A 16,267-nucleotide genomic window follows, 5' to 3' on the forward strand; every position below is an offset into this window, starting at 1 on the left:
TGGTGGGGTTTACCGGCCTGCGGCAGGCGTGGGCCGTCGATTCCTGACTTGCGTCGCGTCGTGCTAGACTGGCATCGACGGACATGGACACACGCCAGCATATCGTGGTGGTTGAGGACGAGGCGGCGCAGCGGCAGCTGCTCGTCGACTATCTTGGCCGCAACGGCTTTCGCGTCAGCGGCGCCGACGGCGGGGCCGCCTTTCGCAGGCTGATCGAGCGCGACCCGCCGGTGCTGGCGCTGCTCGATGTCGGCCTGCCGGGCGAGGACGGTTTCGTCCTGGCGCGCTGGCTGCGCGAGAAGAACGGCCGCATCTGCATCATCATGGTCACCGCCGCCAGCGACACGGTCGACCGCATCGTCGGCCTGGAGACCGGCGCCGATGACTACATCCCCAAGCCGTTCGATCCGCGCGAGCTGCTGGCACGCGTGAAGAGCGTGCTGCGCCGCGCCAGCGGCGCGGCCGTGCCGTTGTCGGGGCGGCGCGTGCGCATGGGGCGGCGCATCCTCGACCTGGAGCGCCGCGTGCTGATCGATCCCGACGGCAGCGAGGAGACGCTGGCGTCGAGTGAATACGATCTGCTGCGGCTCTTCGCCGAGAATCCCAACCGGCCGCTGGCGCGCGACTGGCTGCTGGAAAGCGCCGCGCATCGCGAGATGGAGGCCTTCGACCGCGCCATCGACCTGCGCATCACCCGCATCCGCCGCAAGATCGAGAAGGACCCGGCGCACCCCGACGCCATCCGCACCGTGCGCGGCGTCGGCTACATGTTCGTGCCGGTGAAGGATTGATCTGGGAGCGCCGGCGTCTCGCCGGCCCTGCTCATGATGCCGGCGAGACGCCGGCGCTCCCAAGGACCCTGGCCATGCCCGCGACGGCGCGTCGGATGGCGCGCTCGTCGAAAGCGGCGACGCCCAGCACCAGCCCCGGATCGCCGCCCGGCCGTATCCTGTAGCGCGACAGCGCCGCGCATTCGATGTCGGCCGCGGCCAGCCGCCGCGCGACGGCGACATCGGAGGATCGGCCCGGCAGCCAGCCCACGATGTCGAGGCCGGCCGCCGCGTCGTCGACAACCAGGCGTTTTCCCAGCAGGCGGTGGCTCTCCGTGCGCAACAGCGCGTGGCGCGTGGCGTAGATCTCGCGCAGGCGACGGACGTGGCGGTTGAAGTGGCCACCCTCGATGAAACGCGCCAGGGTCGCCTGCTCGAGGCTGGGCGCGAAACGCAGGCTGAGCGACAGCAGCGCGCGCACGGGCTCGAGCAGGCGGGGTGGCAGCACGACGTAGCCCAGCCGCAGCGCCGGCAGCAGCGTCTTGCTGAACGAGCCGACATGTATCACCCGGCCGTCGGTATCGAGGCCCTGCAGCGCTGCGATCGGCCGCGCGCCGTAGCGGAACTCGCCGTCGTAGTCGTCCTCGACGATCCAGGCGCCGGCGTGCCGCGCACGCTCGATCAGCGCGCGGCGGCGCGGCAGCGACAGCGTCATGCCCAGCGGGCTCTGGTGCGCCGGCGTCACGCTGATCAGGCGCGGAGGCGGGGCGTCGGCAGCGGGCAGCGCGATGCCATCGCCGTCCACGGCCATCGGCACGATCGCGGCACCGGCGGCGAGCCAGCCGGCGCGGCTGCCGGGATAGCCGGGGTCCTCGACCCAGACGGTGTCGCCGCGTTCCAGCGTGGCGCGCGCAATCAGGTCGAAGCCGGCCTGCGCGCCCGGCACGATGGCGACGTGATCGGCATCGCAGCGCACGCCTCGCGTGGTCGCGAGATAGGCCGCCAGGGCGGCGCGCAGCGGCCGATAGCCGAGCGGCTCGGCATCGCCCAGCAACATGTCGTCGGCGCTGCGCCACAAGCCGCCCGCCAGTCGCGCCCAGGTGCGACGGGGAAACAGCGAGACGTCAGGCAGGTTGGCGCGAAACGGTCGAGGCGCGGTTCGCTCGGCCTGCGGGAACGGCACGGACAACGCCGGCCGCAGCGGCGGGGGCTTGCCGCGCGAGCGCGCCGGGGGCGGTGTTGCCTCGAGCGCGCTGCGCACGTAGGTGCCGGCACCGTGGCGACTCTCGATGAAGCCGTCGGCGCGCAGTTGCTCGAAGACCGCGACCACGGTCCCGCGCGAGACCTCCTCGCGAAGCGCCAGCTCGCGGGAGGCCGGCAGACGGACACCGGCCGACAGGCCGCCGCTGGCGATGGCGGCGCGCAGGGAGCCGTAGAGGCGAGCGAACTTGGTGCTGGAGTGGTCCAATGATCTTCCACAAAGTGGTCGAACAGGATGAACCATAACCGGCTACACGGAAGGCGTCGACTTCGAGGATGGAGCACGTCGGTGGACCAGGCCCTGATCGATCTCACCCAGCGTCATGTTGCGGCCGAGAACGCGCACGACATGGAGGCCACGCTCGCCACCCTGCACGCCGATTGCGTGTTCGAGGATTTCGCCATGGGCCGGGTCTGGCGCGGCCATGCGGGCGCCACGGCGCACTACCGCGACTGGTGGAGCGGGCTGGATACCGAGGTGCTCCCGCGCGGCCGGCGCGCCTTCCTCAACGATGGGTCGATGATCGCCGAGACCGGCTTCCGCTGCCGCCACATCGGCACTTTCCTCGGCGTCCCGGCCACCGGCCATGTCTTCGAGCTGCCCTTCGTCGTGGTCGTGAGCTACCGCGACGGGCTGATGCATGGCGAACGATTCTACTACAGCCTCGATCGCCTGCTCGCCGGGCTCGGTGCCGCGACGCGGCCGCAATACGCGGGGCAGACGGCATGAGCCTGGCGGTCGCGGTCGTCGGTGCCGGCGGCGTCTACGGCCGGCATCTGGTACCGCGCCTGTTGATGCGTGGCCATCGCGTGCGCGCCCTCGTGCGACGGCCAGGCTCGACGCCGCCGGGCGCCGAGACGCATGTCGCCGACATCTTCGATGACTTGGCACTGCGCCGCGCGCTCGAGGGTTGCCATGCCGTGGTGAACCTCGCGACAGCGGTGCCGCGACCGGACCAGCCGGCGGATTTCACCCGGAACGACCGCATCCGGCGCGAGGGCACGGCGACTCTGGTCGCCGCCTGTCGCGATGCCGGCCGGCCACGGCTGATCCAGCAGGGCATCGCCATGGTGCATGCCGGGGGCGGCGAGACCCTGCTCGACGAGGCCGCGCCGATGCACCCCGGCCCGGCGACGGCCTCGGCGATCGAGATGGAGGCCATGGTGCGCGACAGCGGGCTCAGCCATCTCATCCTGCGTGGCGGCTTGTTCTATGGTCCCGGCACGGGCCGCGAGGCGCAGTGGCTCGCGGCGGCGCGCGCAGGCACGCTGGCGATCCCCGGCGACGGGTCGGATTTCGCATCGCTGATCCACGTCGCCGACATGGCCGAAGCCACGGCCCTGGCGGTCGATGCGCGCAATGCGACGGGCGCTCTGCTGGTGATCGACGACCATCCGGTGCGCTGGCGCGATCTCTACACGCGCATCGCCAGCCTGACCGACGCCCCGCCGCCGCCGACGGGCGCGCCGGTTCGCCTGCCGTCGTTCCGCTGCAGCAATGCCGCGGCGCAAGCCGCTCTGGGCTGGCGGCCGTTCTACGCCGACTACCGCGCCGGGCTCGCCGCCTGACCCCTACCAAAGTCGTGCGGCGCCGGACACGCTTGAACGCATACCTTGGCCGTGTAACGTGCGCCCTCGTACGTGCGAGAACGCCCAAGGGAGGGGATCATGTCGGATCAGCTTTTGCCCGTGCCAAAGGACTGGGCGGCGAAGGCCTATGTCGACGCGACGAAGTACCAGACCCTGTACCAGGCCTCGGTCGACGATCCGGTGAAGTTCTGGGGCGAGCACGGCAGGCGCGTCGACTGGATCAAGCCCTACACCGAGGTGAAGGACGTCGACTACAAGGGCAACGTGCACATCCGCTGGTACTACGACGGCGTGCTCAACGTCTCGGCCAACTGCATCGACCGTCACCTGGCCAAGCGCGCCGGCCAGACCGCGATCATCTGGGAAGGCGATGATCCGGCCGACAGCAAGCACATCACCTACGGCGAGATGCACGAGCAGGTCTGTCGTCTGGCCAACGTGCTGAAAGCGCGCGGCGTGAAGAAGGGCGATCGGGTCACGATCTACCTGCCGATGATCCCCGAGGCGGCCTACGCCATGCTGGCCTGCGCGCGCATCGGCGCCATCCACTCGGTGGTATTCGGCGGCTTCTCGCCCGACTCGCTGGTCAACCGCATCCAGGATTGCGATTCCAACGTCGTCATCACCGCCGACGAGGGATTGCGCGGCGGCCGCAAGGTGCCGCTGAAGGCCAATGCCGACGAGGCGCTGAAATCGTGCCCCGGCGTCAAGACCATGATCGTGGTCAGGCGCACCGGCGGTGCCGTCGCCATGAGCGCCGGCCGCGATGTCTGGTACCACGAGGAATGCGCCAAGGTGTCGGCCGACTGCCCGCCCGAGCCGATGAACGCCGAGGACCCGCTGTTCATCCTCTACACCTCGGGCTCGACGGGCAAGCCGAAGGGCGTGTTGCACACCAGCGGCGGCTATCTCGTCTACGCCTCGATGACGCACCAGTACGTCTTCGACTACCACGACGGCGACGTCTTCTGGTGCACCGCCGATGTCGGCTGGGTCACCGGCCACAGCTACATCGTCTACGGCCCGCTCGCCAACGGGGCCACCACGCTGATGTTCGAAGGCGTGCCGAACTATCCCGATTCCAGCCGCTTCTGGCAGGTCGTCGACAAGCACAAGGTCAACATCTTCTACACCGCGCCGACCGCGATCCGCGCGCTGATGCGCGAGGGCGAGGCGCCGGTGAAGAAGACCTCGCGCGCCTCGCTGCGCCTGCTGGGCTCGGTCGGCGAGCCGATCAATCCCGAGGCGTGGCTGTGGTACCACCGCGTAGTGGGCGATTCGCGCTGTCCGATCGTCGATACCTGGTGGCAGACCGAGACCGGCGGCATCCTGATCACGCCGTTGCCCGGCGCCATCGACCTGAAGCCCGGCTCGGCGACCAGGCCGTTCTTCGGCATCAAGCCCGCCGTGGTCGACGCCGAGGGCAAGGTGCTGAACGGCGCGGCCGAGGGCAACCTGGTCCTCACCGATTCCTGGCCCGGGCAGATGCGCACGGTCTACGGCGACCACAAGCGCTTCGTCGAGACCTACTTCTCGACCTACAAGGGCAGCTACTTCACCGGCGACGGCTGCCGGCGCGACGCCGACGGCTACTACTGGATCACCGGTCGCGTCGACGACGTGCTCAACGTCTCGGGCCATCGCATGGGCACGGCCGAGGTCGAGAGCGCGCTGGTGGCCCATCAGAAGGTCGCCGAAGCCGCCGTCGTCGGCTATCCGCACGACATCAAGGGCCAGGGCATCTACGCCTATGTCACGCTCAAGGTCGGCATCGAGCCGACCGAGGAGCTGCGCAAGGAGCTGGTCGGCTGGGTGCGCAAGGAGATCGGTCCGATCGCCCAGCCCGACCTGATCCAGTGGGCGCCCGGCCTGCCCAAGACGCGCTCGGGCAAGATCATGCGCCGCATCCTGCGCAAGATCGCCGAGGACGAGTTCGGCAATCTCGGCGACACCTCGACGCTCGCCGACCCGGCGGTGGTCGACGACCTCGTCGGCAACCGCATGAACCGTCGGTAGGCCTTTGGGAGCGCCGGCGTCCCGCCGGCTCTTCTCGTGAGGCCGGCGGGACGCCGGCGCTCCCAAAGACTACTTTGCCAATGCGCGGCCCAGCGAACCCGCCGGCGTGATGGCGACGGCCTCGAGCTGCAGCCAATCGGCCATCAGACGCAGCTCGGCGCGCAGGGGCCCGGCGATCTCGGCCGGCCTGGCGCCGTCCTCGAGATGCGCGGCATGCACCAGCAGGCGGCTGTTGGCGCGGTCGGCCTTGAGGTCGACGCGCGCGACCAGGCGGTCGCCGAGCAGGAAGGGCAGCACGTAGTAACCGAACTGACGCTTGTCGACCGGCGTATAGATCTCGATGCGGTAGCGGAAGCCGAACAGGCGCTCGGCACGATCGCGTTCCCACACCAACGGGTCGAAGGGCACGAGCAGGGCGCGCGCCTCGATCCTGCGCGCGAAATGCGCCCGCGGGTCGAGATAGGCGGCGTGCGACCAGCCCTCGACCTTCACCGGCAGCAGGTCTCCGGCCTCGACCAGCTCGGCGAGGCGCGCCTTCGTGTCCTCGGGCCGCAGGCGGAAGTAGTCACGCAGGTCGTATTCGGTGGCGACGCCCAGGGCCCGCGCCGCGGTGCGCAGAAGCGTGCGCTGTGCGTCGCCGTCATCGGGCGTCGGCAGGGCGAGGACCTCCGCCGGAATCACGCGTTCAGTGAGGTCATAGACCCGCTCGAAGGCGCCACGCCGGCCGGATGTCGTCACCTGGCCGGCGATGAACAGCCATTCGAGTGCCTGCTTGCCCTCGCTCCAGCCCCACCATTTGCCGGCGCTCTTGCCGCCTTCGCTCAGGTCGGCGGCGGAGAGCGGGCCGCGATCCTCGATCTGCCGGCGCACCGCATCGATGAAGGCGCGCCGCTCCTGGCCGTAGCGCACCACCCAGCCCTTGAAGCCGGCGGTGCCCAACGCGGCGCGCGCCATGCGCCAGCGCAGTGACGGTTGCGTGTCGAGCGGAATCAACGAGGCCTCGTGGCCCCAGTACTCGAACAGCGAGCGCTTGCGGCCTCCCCAGGCCAGCCGGTCGAGCATCGCCGTGTCGTATGGCCCCAGCCGGGAAAACAGCGGCAGGTAGTGTGCACGTACCAACACATTGACTGAATCGATCTGCAGCAGGCCCAGGCGATCAATCATGCGGCGGATCTGGCGCATCCCGACCGGGCCGTCCGGCCGAGCCTCGGCAAAACCCTGTGCGGCCAGGGCGATGCGTCGAGCGGTCGCGGCCGAGAGGGTTTCGCGTCTGCGTGCCATGGCTAGGGCGCTCCCACGATCCCGGTCGCGCTGTCAATCGTCATGCTGGGCGACCGTTCACTTGCCGGATCGGTACTGGTCGAGGCACCATGGCGGTCGCGGGGCACGAAGAATTCGTTGGGGGGAGAATGCTCAGGACCGACCTGTCGCGCGCGAACAGCCTCGTGCAGATGGCTGGCCGCGCCCGTCGCGTCACGCCATGGTACATCGCTCCGTTCGTCGCGATCCTGATCTTCGGCGGTGTCGCGCAATTCACCGATCCGTTCGGCTACAAGCCGCCGCAGGACATGCCGGCCGCCACGCTGTGGGGCGGCCTGGTGCAGTTCCTGGCGCCGATCGCGTCCAAGCCGATCGGCGTGTGGCTCCAAGGCATCTCCGAGCGCAGCTACGCGACCTGGATGCTGCCGTTCTTCATGCTGGTCGGTTTTTCCATCGCCTGGCTCCTGCTCTATCTCTGGGTCCGCCTGGTCGAGTGGCGGCCGTTCCACACCATCGGCCTGGGGCTGAGCCGCTCGGGGCCGACGGTGCTGTTCGGGATCCTGCTGGCGCTGCTGATGAGTTCGCTGGTCATGGTGGGGTTGATGATCGGCGGCCAGCTGCAGCCGCGCGTCGCGGCGCCGGGCACCACCGGCAGCGTGGCGCTGGCCGGCATCCTCTTCATGCTGGTGGCCTTCACGGTGCAGGCGTCGAGCGAGGAGGCGCTCTACCGCGGCTTCCTGATGAACGTGATGGCCTATCGCGCCGGGATCGCCGCGGGCATCGGCGTCAGCACGCTGCTGTTTGCGCTGGCGCATTCGCGAAACCACGGCTTCGACGCGCTGGCTGCTGCCAACCTGGTGCTGTTCGCGCTGTTCGTGGCGCTGCTGTCGCTGCGCACCGGCTCGATCTGGGCCGCCTGCCTCTGGCACACGGTGTGGAACTGGTCGATCGCCAATGTCTGGGGTCTCGCCATCAGCGGCGAGCCGCCGGATGGCGGCTCGATCATGGCCTGGGAATCCAAGGGCATGAAGCTGTGGACCGGCGGCGACTGGGGCCCGGAAGGCGGCCTGGCGACGACGATCGTACTGGCGCTGGGCGTGGCGGCGCTGTTCGTCTGGCGCGGGCTGGGCGAGCCTGTGGCGAAAGAGGCCACCGCCTAGGAACGGCGCTCTGCTATAGTGCGCGGACCCTCTGTCAAGAAACGGTTCGCCTCGATGCGTTCCCTCGTGCCTTTGCTTGTCGCCGCCGTTCTGTCGGCGACCGCCGCCCTCGCCCAGACCCCGCCGCCGCCCGCGGCAACGACGCCCGCTCCGGCACCTTCGGCCGCGGTCCCGCCCGCTGTGTCGCCGGCGCCTGTGGCGAAAACCGAGATCCTGTGGGACGAGGAGGCGGCGCTGGTGATTGGCGATCATCCCCTGATCTGGCGGCGCCTTGCCAAGGTCAAGGGCAACAAGCGCGGCACGCTCAAGATCGTCGACGAAGGCGGCCTGTGGAAGATCAGCGGCCGCCACCAGGGCCAGACGGCGGACACCAAGGACGACTACGTCGCCATCAAGGGCACGATCACGGCGATCACGTCGGGGACCTTCGTGGTCAACGGCGAGATCGAGTTCCACGCCGCCAAGTTGAACAAGGGCGCCGTCTGCCGGATCACCGGCGAGTCACGCTTCTATCGTCGCGGCAACGAGCAGATCTGGCGCATGCAGGACGGCAAGAACCCCTGCAGCGGCCCGAAGGAAGCGTTGGATATCGCGTTCCGGCCTGATCAGGTCGCCGCGCAGCGCAAGCCGACGCGGGCCACGCCGACGCCGGTGCCGCCCAAGGTCGCGCCCGCGTCACCGACCGTCAGGGAGTAGGAAACAACGATGGCCGACGACCGCACCGGCGAGTGGCACAGTGCGCAGGTCGCCTACTGGAGCGGTGCTGGCGGCGAGAGCTGGCTGAAGGGCGCGGCGCGTACCGAGGCGGCGGTCGCGGGGCTGGGCGAACGGGCGATAGCGGCTGCCGCGGTGCGCGCCGGCGAGCGGATCATCGACATCGGCTGCGGCACGGGACCGACGACACAGGCGCTGGCGCGCGCGGCGGCGCCCGGCGGCCGGGTCCTGGGTTGCGACGTCTCGCCCCTGCTCATCGACGAGGCGTGGCGTCGGGCATTGTCTGCAGGGACCAGCAATGTGCGCTTCGTCGCCGGCGACGCATCAACCTATGCCTTCGAGCGCGGCGCCGCCGATCTGCTTTTCTCGCGTTTCGGCGTGATGTTCTTCGGCGATCCGGCTTTGGCCTTCCGCAACATGCGCGGTGCATTGAAGCCCGGCGGTCGCGCGGTGTTCCTCGTCTGGCGGCCATTCAAGGAGAACAGCTGGGCCTTCGTGCCCTTCGCCGCCGCCGGGCCGATATTGCCTCAGATGCCACGGCCGGAGACGGACGAGCCCGGCCCGTTCTCCTTCGGCGATCCGGAGCGGCCGCGCAGCCTGCTGGGCCAGGCCGGCTTCGCCGATATCGCCATCGATCCACTCGACGACACCATCGCGCTGTCGACCGGCGGGCTCGACGAGGCGGTCGCCGCGGCCGTCGAGGTCGGTCCGCTGTCACGCCTGTTGCGCGAAGCATCCGACGACGTCCGCGCCCGGGCGACCGACGCGGTGCGCGCTGCCTTGGCGAAGCATCTGACGCCGCAGGGCGTTGCATTGCCCGCCGCCTGCTGGCTGATCAGCGCGCGCAACCCCGCCACATAATCCGCCGCTCAGCTTTTCTCGCGTGACGCCCCGATCCGCCGCCGCTAGGTGCATATGCACACATTCGGGAGCGGCGCGTGACTGAAGTGGCTTCGATGGCCGGACGGACGTCCGCCGCGCTGTCGCGCGAGCGCGCCATCCTCGACGCGCCGATCGTGCCCACCATCCTGCGGCTGGCGGCGCCGAATGCGCTGATCGTGCTGGTGCAGGCCGCCGTCGTCGTCACCGAGACGGTGTTCGTCGGCACGCTGGGGCGCGACGCGCTGGCGGCCAACGCGATGGTCTTTCCCTTCCTCGTGCTGATGCAGACCATGTCGACCGGCGCCATGGGCGGCGGCGTGTCCTCGGCGGTGGCGCGCGCGCTGGGCGCCGGCGACCTCGAGCGCGCCCGCGCCGTGGCGCTGCACGCCATCATCATCGCGCTCGGCTTCGGGTTGTTCTTCACCGGCTTGATGCAGGCGCTGGGTCCGGCGATCTACCGCGCGCTGGGTGCGCAGGGCCGCGTGCTCGAGCTGGCGCTGACCTACTCCGACCTGCTGTTCGCCGGCATCGCGCTGCTGTGGATGCAGAACACGCTGGTCAGCCTGGTACGCGGCACCGGCAACATGAAACTGCCCACGGCGATCATGCTGGGCTCCTCGATGCTGCAGATCGCGCTCGGCTATGTGCTGACCATCGGCGTCGGCCCGCTGCGCCCGATCGGCATCGGCGGCATCGCGCTGTCGCTGCTGATCGCCGCCGCCGCGGGATCGCTGGCGACGCTGGCGATCCTGCTGGCGCCAGGCGCGCGGGTGCGCCTGGCGGTGACAGGCGTGCGACCGCGGCCGGCGCTGTTCCTCGACATCCTGCGCGTGGGTGGCGTGGCGATCTTCTTCTCGCTGCAGAACGCCTTCGCGGTGCTGGTGATGTCGGGCCTGGTCGCGGGCTTCGGCGCCGCCGCGGTCGCCGGCTATGGAATCGGCGCGCGCCTCGAGATGCTGCAGATCCCGATCGCCTTCGGCTTCGGCGCGGCGCTGGTGCCGATGGTCGGCATGAATGTCGGCGCCGGCCAGATCGGGCGCGCGCGCCGCATCGCGCTGATCGGCTCGCTGATGGCCGGCGCGGCATCCGGCCTCATCGGCCTGATCTTCGCTCTGGCGCCCGCGCTGTGGTCCGGCCTCTACACCGCCGACGCCGCGGTGCAGGCAGCCACCGCCACCTACCTCACGCGCGTCGGCCCCACCCTGGGCGCCTTCGGCTTCGGCATCTGCCTCTATTTCGCAACGCAGGGCTCCGGGCGCGTGCTGGGCCCGGTGCTCGCCGCGACCGGGCGCCTCGGGCTGATCGGCCTGGGCGCATGGGCCGTGCTCGCGGCGGGATGGGGATACGACTGGCTGAGCTGGATGGTCGCAGGCGCCATGGGTGCCTATGGCCTGCTGGCCTTCGCGGTCCTGCGCCTCTCGACCTGGCAGCGGCCGGGCGGCTGAGCCGGGAACGTCGGCGCATCCGGGGCGTTGTTCGAAGTTCCCCGTCCCCGCCGGAAGAACCATCATGTCGTCGTCACAGTCCCGTACAGCGTCGGTCATCACTGATCCCTCGGTGATCGAGGAGATCAAGACCACGGTCTATGTCGACAGCGCGCGACTCAAGGTCCTGTCGCAGGAAAGCCGGATCCACGTGGCCGACGAGGCGCATCCGCCCGGCAACGTCAGCGCGCCGCCGGAGGAATCCGTCTGATCCGCAGCGAGTGTGCGGCGATCTCGTCGCGACTCCAGGACAAATTGCGGCGCGTCGTCGAGGGCGGGCGCTTGAGCACGCAAAGTCCCGGCCGCCATTCGTTGGCCGGCCGTATCGGACGCGGCGCGAAGCCGCCGCCGCAGTTCGGGCACACGTTGTGCAGCACCGTGTCGACGCAGGCGGCGCAGAAGGTGCACTCGTAGCTGCAGATGCGCGCCTCCTCCGACGCCGGCGGCAGGTCCTTGTCGCAGCATTCGCAGTTTGGCCGCAGCTCGAGCGCCATCGTCCTCTCCCTCGCGTGGACAGGCACGACGTAGGCCGGTTGCGCGCCGGCGGAAATGACAAAGACCCGGCGATTTCTGCCAGGGTGCTACGGCTGCAGGCGGTAGCCGCCCTTGTCGGTCAGCAGGATCTGCGCCTGGGCGGGATCCTTCTCGATCTTCTGGCGCAGGCGGTAGATGTGCGTCTCCAGCGTGTGCGTGGTGACGCCGGCGTTGTAGCCCCAGACCTCGCCCAGCAGCTGGTCGCGGCCGACCGATCGCGGCCCGGCGCGGTAGAGGTATTTCAGGATCGAGGTTTCCTTCTCGGTCAGCCGTACCTTCTTCTTGCCGTCGTTCTCGACCAGCATCTTGTTGGCGGGCTGGAACTCGTAGGGACCGATCTGCAGGATCGCGTCCTCGCTGCGCTCGTGCTGGCGCAGATGGGCGCGCAGGCGCGCCAGCAGCACGTTGATGCGGAACGGCTTGGTGACGTAGTCATTGGCGCCCGAATCGAGGCCGAGGATGGCGTCGGCATCCGAATCGGCACCGGTGAGCATGATGATCGGCGCGCGCACGCCCTGGCGGCGCATCAGCCGGCAGATGTCGCGGCCGTCGGCGTCAGGCAGGGCGACGTCGAGCAGGATGGCGTCGTAAAGCGCCGCCTTGGCCTTCTCCAGACCCTCGGCGCCTGTCGCCGCCGCCGTGGTGACGAAGCCGTCATAGAGATCGAGCTGCTCCGCCAGCACGGCGCGCAGCGCCGCATCGTCGTCGACCAGCAGGATCTTCTTGCCTTTGGTCATGGCACCATCGAGTACGGGTTCAAGGGGCGAGACGGATGCAAGGCGATGGAACGACATGCTTATACCATCCTGTGACACGGCACGGCCATGGTGCGCCGTGTATCGTCCCGATACGCCTCACGTTGTTTCACGGATCGGTCAGGGCAGCATCAACTCGTGCAGCGCCGGCCAGGCGGGTCCGTGCGGCTCGAACAGGCGGTCGAGCACCGAGAAATGGTTGTCGCCGGGCGTCTCGATCACCGCGACCGGCGCCACCCCGGCATCGGCAAGCGCCCGGGCGTAGTCGCGGGTCTGGCGCACCAGCTCGGGCAGCTCGGCGGCGCCCACCACCAGCACCGTCGGCGGCGCGAGCCGCGCGATATGGTGGATCGGGCTCAGCCGGCGCGCCTCCTCGGCGTCCATGCGGCAGGCGTCGTTGAGGTAGCACAGCCGGATCGGCTCGAGATCGTAGAGGCCCGACAGCGGCAGGGCGCCGGCGATCGCCGCGGCGGGCAGTCCGTAGGCGGTCCAGTCGGTGTGCGCCAGGGTGGCGGCGATGTGCCCGCCGGCGGAATGGCCGCTGACGGTGATGCGGCGCGGATCCAGCCCGATCGATGCGGCATTGCCATGCAGCCAGATCACCACCTGGCGCACCTGCTCGACCAGCTCGCTCATGGTGACGAAGGGACACAGATCGTAGGTCGCCGCGATGTAGAGCGCGCCGGCCTCGCACACCTGCGGCGCGGGAAAGCTGTAGGCGTCCTTGTGATTGCCCTGCCAGTAGCCGCCGTGGAAATAGAGCAGCGCCGGCCACCCGCCGGCCGGCGCCGGCCCGGCGGGGCGGAACACATCGAGGCGCTGGCGCGGCGAGGCGCCATAGGCGACGTCGAGCCGGCAGGGCACCGACCGTCGGGCCGCCACGCTGTCGGCCTGCCAGCGATCGACGTAGCGCTGGAAGTCCGGCGTGTGGTTGCGGTTGTTGTAGGCGGCGTCGAGCCCGGCGCGGTCGAAGGAACGGTAAATCGCGGTCATGATAACCCCTTGATACCGAAGGCCCATTCGGCTCGGCCGGCGATCTCGCTGGGCGAGCGATGCGTCCTGCCGGCCGCGTGACTTGCGCGCCTCCATCGCCTACATATCACGCATGTCCGTAGCACCGCTTGCCACGCCCGATGCGTCCACCGTCGCCGCCGCGATCGCCGCGGTGGAGCGCGCGATGGCCGAGCTGCGGCGCGGCGGCATCGTCGTGCTGCGAGACACCCAGGGTCATGTCGCGCTGGTCGCCGCCGCCGAGGCGATCAGCGGCGCCACCTTCGAGCGGTTGCAGGCGCTGGGCCGCGAGGCACCGGTGCTGGTCACCACGCGCCGCCGCGCCGAGGCGGTGGGCATCGACATCCCGCCGCATATCGCCGGCGGCCTGGGCGAGGGCAACGGGCCGATCACCCTGGAGCTGCCCGGTGGCGTGCCGCCCGACATCATCCTCAAGCCCAACGAGCCGGACAATGGCGGCCACGCCGCGCGCCGGCACCTGTCGCGGCCGGTGGCCAGCCACGCGCCCAAGATCGCGCGCGCGGCGATCGAGCTGGCCAAGCTGGCGCGGCTGCTGCCGGCGGTGGTGATCGGGCCGATGCCGCGCGATCCGGCCGGCAAGCGCCGCGCCTGGGCGGCCGAGCAGGACCTGATCTACGTCGCCGCGCGCGATGTCATCGACTACGAGGAGCATTCGGCGCGCGAGCTGCGCGCCGTGGCCGAGGCCCGCGTGCCGCTGGAGAACGCCGAGAACACGCGCATCCTCGCCTGGCGTCCGAGCGACGGCGGCAAGGAGCATCTCGCCATCGTCATCGGCGAGATCGACGCGATGGAGCCGGTGCTGATACGCCTGCATTCGGAGTGCTACACCGGCGACCTGCTGGGCAGCCTGCGCTGCGATTGCGGGGAGCAGCTGCGCGGCGCCATCGCCGAGATCGCGCGCCACGGCTCGGGTGTGCTGCTCTATCTCGCGCAGGAAGGCCGCGGCATCGGCCTGGTCAACAAGCTGCGCGCCTACCAGCTGCAGGACGCCGGCTTCGACACCGTCGACGCCAACGAGCAGCTCGGCTTCGACGCCGACGAGCGCGTCTACCGGCCGGCCGCCACCATGCTGGCGCGCATGGGCATCAGGCGCGTGCGGCTGATGACCAACAATCCGGCGAAGATCGGCCAGCTGGAGCAGTACGGCATCGAGGTCGCCGAGCGCGTGCCGCACATCTTCCCGGCCAACGGCCACAACGAGAAATACCTGCGCACCAAGGCCGAGAAGAGCGGACATCTGCTCTGACCACCCCCGTCATTCCGAGCGTAGCGAGGAATCTTCCTTGAGCGGGACTCCGCTTCGGAAAGATTCCTCGCTACGCTCGGCATGACGAGGGGAGATCACGCCATGACTTTGCCCACCATCGCCGCGCTCACGGCCGACCTCGCGGCTGGCCGCACGAGCAGCCGCGCGCTGACCGAAGCGGCGCTGGCGCGCATCGAGGATCCCAAAGGCGAGGGCGCGCGCGCCTTCATCAAGGTCTGGCGCGCGCAGGCGCTGGCTGCCGCCGAGGCCAGCGATAGCTTGCGCAAGGCCGGCGTGGCGCAGGGGCCGCTTGCCGGCATTCCGATGTCGATCAAGAACCTCTGCGACGTCGCCGGCGAGACCACGCTCGCCGGCTCGAAGGCGCTCGAGGGCGCGCCGCCGGCAAGGGCCGATGCGCCGGTGCTGCAGCGCCTGCGCCGCGCCGGCGCGGTGATCGTCGGCAGCACCAACATGAGCGAGTTCGCCTTCTCCGGCATCGGCTTCAACCCGCATTACGGAACGCCGGGCAATCCCGCCGACCGCGAGCGCGTGCCCGGCGGCTCGTCCTCCGGCGCGGCGGTCTCGGTGGCCGACGGCATGGCGGTGGCGGCGCTCGGCACCGATACCGGCGGCTCGGTGCGCATCCCCTCGGCGCTCTGCGGCATCACCGGCTTCAAGCCCACGGCGCGGCGGGTGCCGATCGACGGCGTCGTGCCGCTGTCGACCTCGCTCGACTCGATCGGGCCGCTCGCCGCGTCAGTCGAGTGCTGCGCCATCGTCGATGCCGTCTTCGCCGATGAGCCGCTCGACGTGCCGCCACCCGCGCGTCTCGATGCACTGAGCTTCGCTGTTCCAAAGCACTACGTGCTCAACGACATGGACGCCACGGTGTCGAAGGCCTTCGACCGCGCGCTGAAGGCGCTGTCGGCCAAGGGCGTGCGCATCGTCGAGATCGACCTGCCGATGCTCGAGGAGCTGCCGACGATCAACGCCAAGGGCGGCTTCGCCGCGTCCGAGGCCTATGCCTGGCATCGCGACCTGATCGCGCGGCGCGGCGATGTCTACGACCCGCTGATCGCGCCCCGCATCCAGCGCGGCGCGCAGATGAGCGCGGCCGACTACATCGAGCTGCTGGCCAGGCGCGCCGATCTGCAGCGCCGCGTCTCGGCGATCACCCGCGACTTCGACGCCGTCGTGATGCCGACCTGCCCGATCGTCGCGCCGACGCTCAACGAGATCGCCACGCCCGAGGGCTTCACCACCAAGAACCTGCTGGTGCTGCGCAACTGCACCGTCGGCAATTTCCTCGACCGCTGCGGCACCTCGATCCCCTGCCACCAGGCCGGCGAGCTGCCGGTCGGCTTCATGGTGATGGGCGAGACCATGAGCGACCGCCGCACGCTGGCGATCAGCCGCGCGGTCGAGCCGGTGCTGCGCTAGCCGAATCCCGGACCACGCCCCCGGAAACACCGGCGCAGGACGGCGAGAATCGACACGCGTAGGGGTGGAAATAATGCCTCTCTCCGTAGGACGAAAGCCCCGTCGCCGACAACCGTAGAGGTTT

Annotated in this window: 16 protein-coding genes; 11 read left to right on the forward strand and 5 right to left on the reverse strand. The window is 69.9% G+C overall.

Annotated features, from left to right (window positions below):
* Positions 1-83 precede the first annotated feature (83 nt).
* Positions 84-791: a response regulator gene (locus KF889_11250; GenBank protein MBX3500013.1), complete on the forward strand. Its 708-nt coding sequence runs from the start codon at positions 84-86 to the stop codon at positions 789-791.
* A gap of 31 nt (positions 792-822) precedes the next feature.
* Here the strand turns inward: KF889_11250 and KF889_11255 are convergent, their stop codons facing one another.
* The gene (locus KF889_11255) at positions 823-2,238 is read right to left on the reverse strand and encodes a PLP-dependent aminotransferase family protein (GenBank protein ID MBX3500014.1); all 1,416 of its coding nucleotides are present in this window, start codon (positions 2,236-2,238) and stop codon (positions 823-825) included.
* A gap of 81 nt (positions 2,239-2,319) precedes the next feature.
* On the opposite strand from KF889_11255, the gene KF889_11260 reads away from it, so the two are divergent.
* From KF889_11260 to acs, 3 genes are all read left to right on the forward strand, one after another.
* The gene (locus KF889_11260) at positions 2,320-2,760 is read left to right on the forward strand and encodes a nuclear transport factor 2 family protein (GenBank protein ID MBX3500015.1); all 441 of its coding nucleotides are present in this window, start codon (positions 2,320-2,322) and stop codon (positions 2,758-2,760) included.
* Positions 2,757-3,599, forward strand: a complete 843-nt coding sequence (locus KF889_11265) for an NAD(P)-dependent oxidoreductase (protein ID MBX3500016.1) — start codon at positions 2,757-2,759, stop codon at positions 3,597-3,599. Before KF889_11260 ends, KF889_11265 begins: the two co-directional genes overlap by 4 nt.
* A gap of 99 nt (positions 3,600-3,698) precedes the next feature.
* On the forward strand, positions 3,699-5,636 hold the full coding sequence (gene acs, locus KF889_11270) for an acetate--CoA ligase (GenBank protein ID MBX3500017.1): 1,938 nt from the start codon (positions 3,699-3,701) through the stop codon (positions 5,634-5,636).
* Positions 5,637-5,705: 69 nt separating this feature from the next.
* Here acs and KF889_11275 read toward each other — a convergent pair whose 3' ends face one another.
* Positions 5,706-6,917: a YcaQ family DNA glycosylase gene (locus KF889_11275; GenBank protein ID MBX3500018.1), complete on the reverse strand. Its 1,212-nt coding sequence runs from the start codon at positions 6,915-6,917 to the stop codon at positions 5,706-5,708.
* 128 nt (positions 6,918-7,045) lie between these two features.
* Here KF889_11275 and KF889_11280 point away from each other — a divergent pair, with 128 nt between their 5' ends.
* The 5 genes from KF889_11280 to KF889_11300 all read left to right on the forward strand — a co-directional run bounded on the left by KF889_11280 (position 7,046) and on the right by KF889_11300 (position 11,347).
* A complete protein-coding gene (locus tag KF889_11280; GenBank protein ID MBX3500019.1) occupies positions 7,046-8,056 on the forward strand; it encodes a CPBP family intramembrane metalloprotease in 1,011 nt (336 codons plus the stop codon).
* A gap of 195 nt (positions 8,057-8,251) precedes the next feature.
* Entirely contained in the window at positions 8,252-8,752 is a 501-nt protein-coding gene (locus tag KF889_11285) for a hypothetical protein (protein MBX3500020.1), read from the forward strand.
* 9 nt (positions 8,753-8,761) lie between these two features.
* The gene (locus KF889_11290) at positions 8,762-9,631 is read left to right on the forward strand and encodes a methyltransferase domain-containing protein (protein ID MBX3500021.1); all 870 of its coding nucleotides are present in this window, start codon (positions 8,762-8,764) and stop codon (positions 9,629-9,631) included.
* A gap of 95 nt (positions 9,632-9,726) precedes the next feature.
* Positions 9,727-11,097 (forward strand): MATE family efflux transporter, encoded by a 1,371-nt coding sequence (locus tag KF889_11295; GenBank protein ID MBX3500022.1) that lies wholly within the window; start codon positions 9,727-9,729, stop codon positions 11,095-11,097.
* A 64-nt stretch (positions 11,098-11,161) separates the two neighbouring features.
* A complete protein-coding gene (locus tag KF889_11300) occupies positions 11,162-11,347 on the forward strand; it encodes a hypothetical protein (GenBank protein ID MBX3500023.1) in 186 nt (61 codons plus the stop codon).
* On the opposite strand, the gene KF889_11305 is transcribed toward KF889_11300, so the two are convergent.
* The 3 genes from KF889_11305 to KF889_11315 form a co-directional block, all read right to left on the reverse strand.
* On the reverse strand, positions 11,319-11,630 hold the full coding sequence (locus KF889_11305; GenBank protein ID MBX3500024.1) for a DUF1272 domain-containing protein: 312 nt from the start codon (positions 11,628-11,630) through the stop codon (positions 11,319-11,321). The genes KF889_11300 and KF889_11305 overlap by 29 nt on opposite strands.
* 87 nt (positions 11,631-11,717) lie before the next feature.
* Positions 11,718-12,407 (reverse strand): response regulator transcription factor, encoded by a 690-nt coding sequence (locus KF889_11310; protein ID MBX3500025.1) that lies wholly within the window; start codon positions 12,405-12,407, stop codon positions 11,718-11,720.
* A 138-nt stretch (positions 12,408-12,545) separates the two neighbouring features.
* A complete protein-coding gene (locus KF889_11315; protein ID MBX3500026.1) occupies positions 12,546-13,418 on the reverse strand; it encodes an alpha/beta hydrolase in 873 nt (290 codons plus the stop codon).
* Positions 13,419-13,530: 112 nt separating this feature from the next.
* Between KF889_11315 and ribA the strand changes: the two genes are divergently transcribed.
* Both ribA and KF889_11325 read left to right on the forward strand, forming a co-directional pair.
* Positions 13,531-14,703 (forward strand): GTP cyclohydrolase II, encoded by a 1,173-nt coding sequence (gene ribA / locus KF889_11320; GenBank protein MBX3500027.1) that lies wholly within the window; start codon positions 13,531-13,533, stop codon positions 14,701-14,703.
* Between the two features lie 102 nt (positions 14,704-14,805).
* Positions 14,806-16,143 (forward strand): amidase, encoded by a 1,338-nt coding sequence (locus KF889_11325; GenBank protein MBX3500028.1) that lies wholly within the window; start codon positions 14,806-14,808, stop codon positions 16,141-16,143.
* Positions 16,144-16,267: the final 124 nt, after the last annotated feature.

Source organism: Alphaproteobacteria bacterium (genome assembly GCA_019635875.1).
In the GTDB taxonomy this organism is placed as follows: domain Bacteria; phylum Pseudomonadota; class Alphaproteobacteria; order Reyranellales; family Reyranellaceae; genus JAFAZJ01.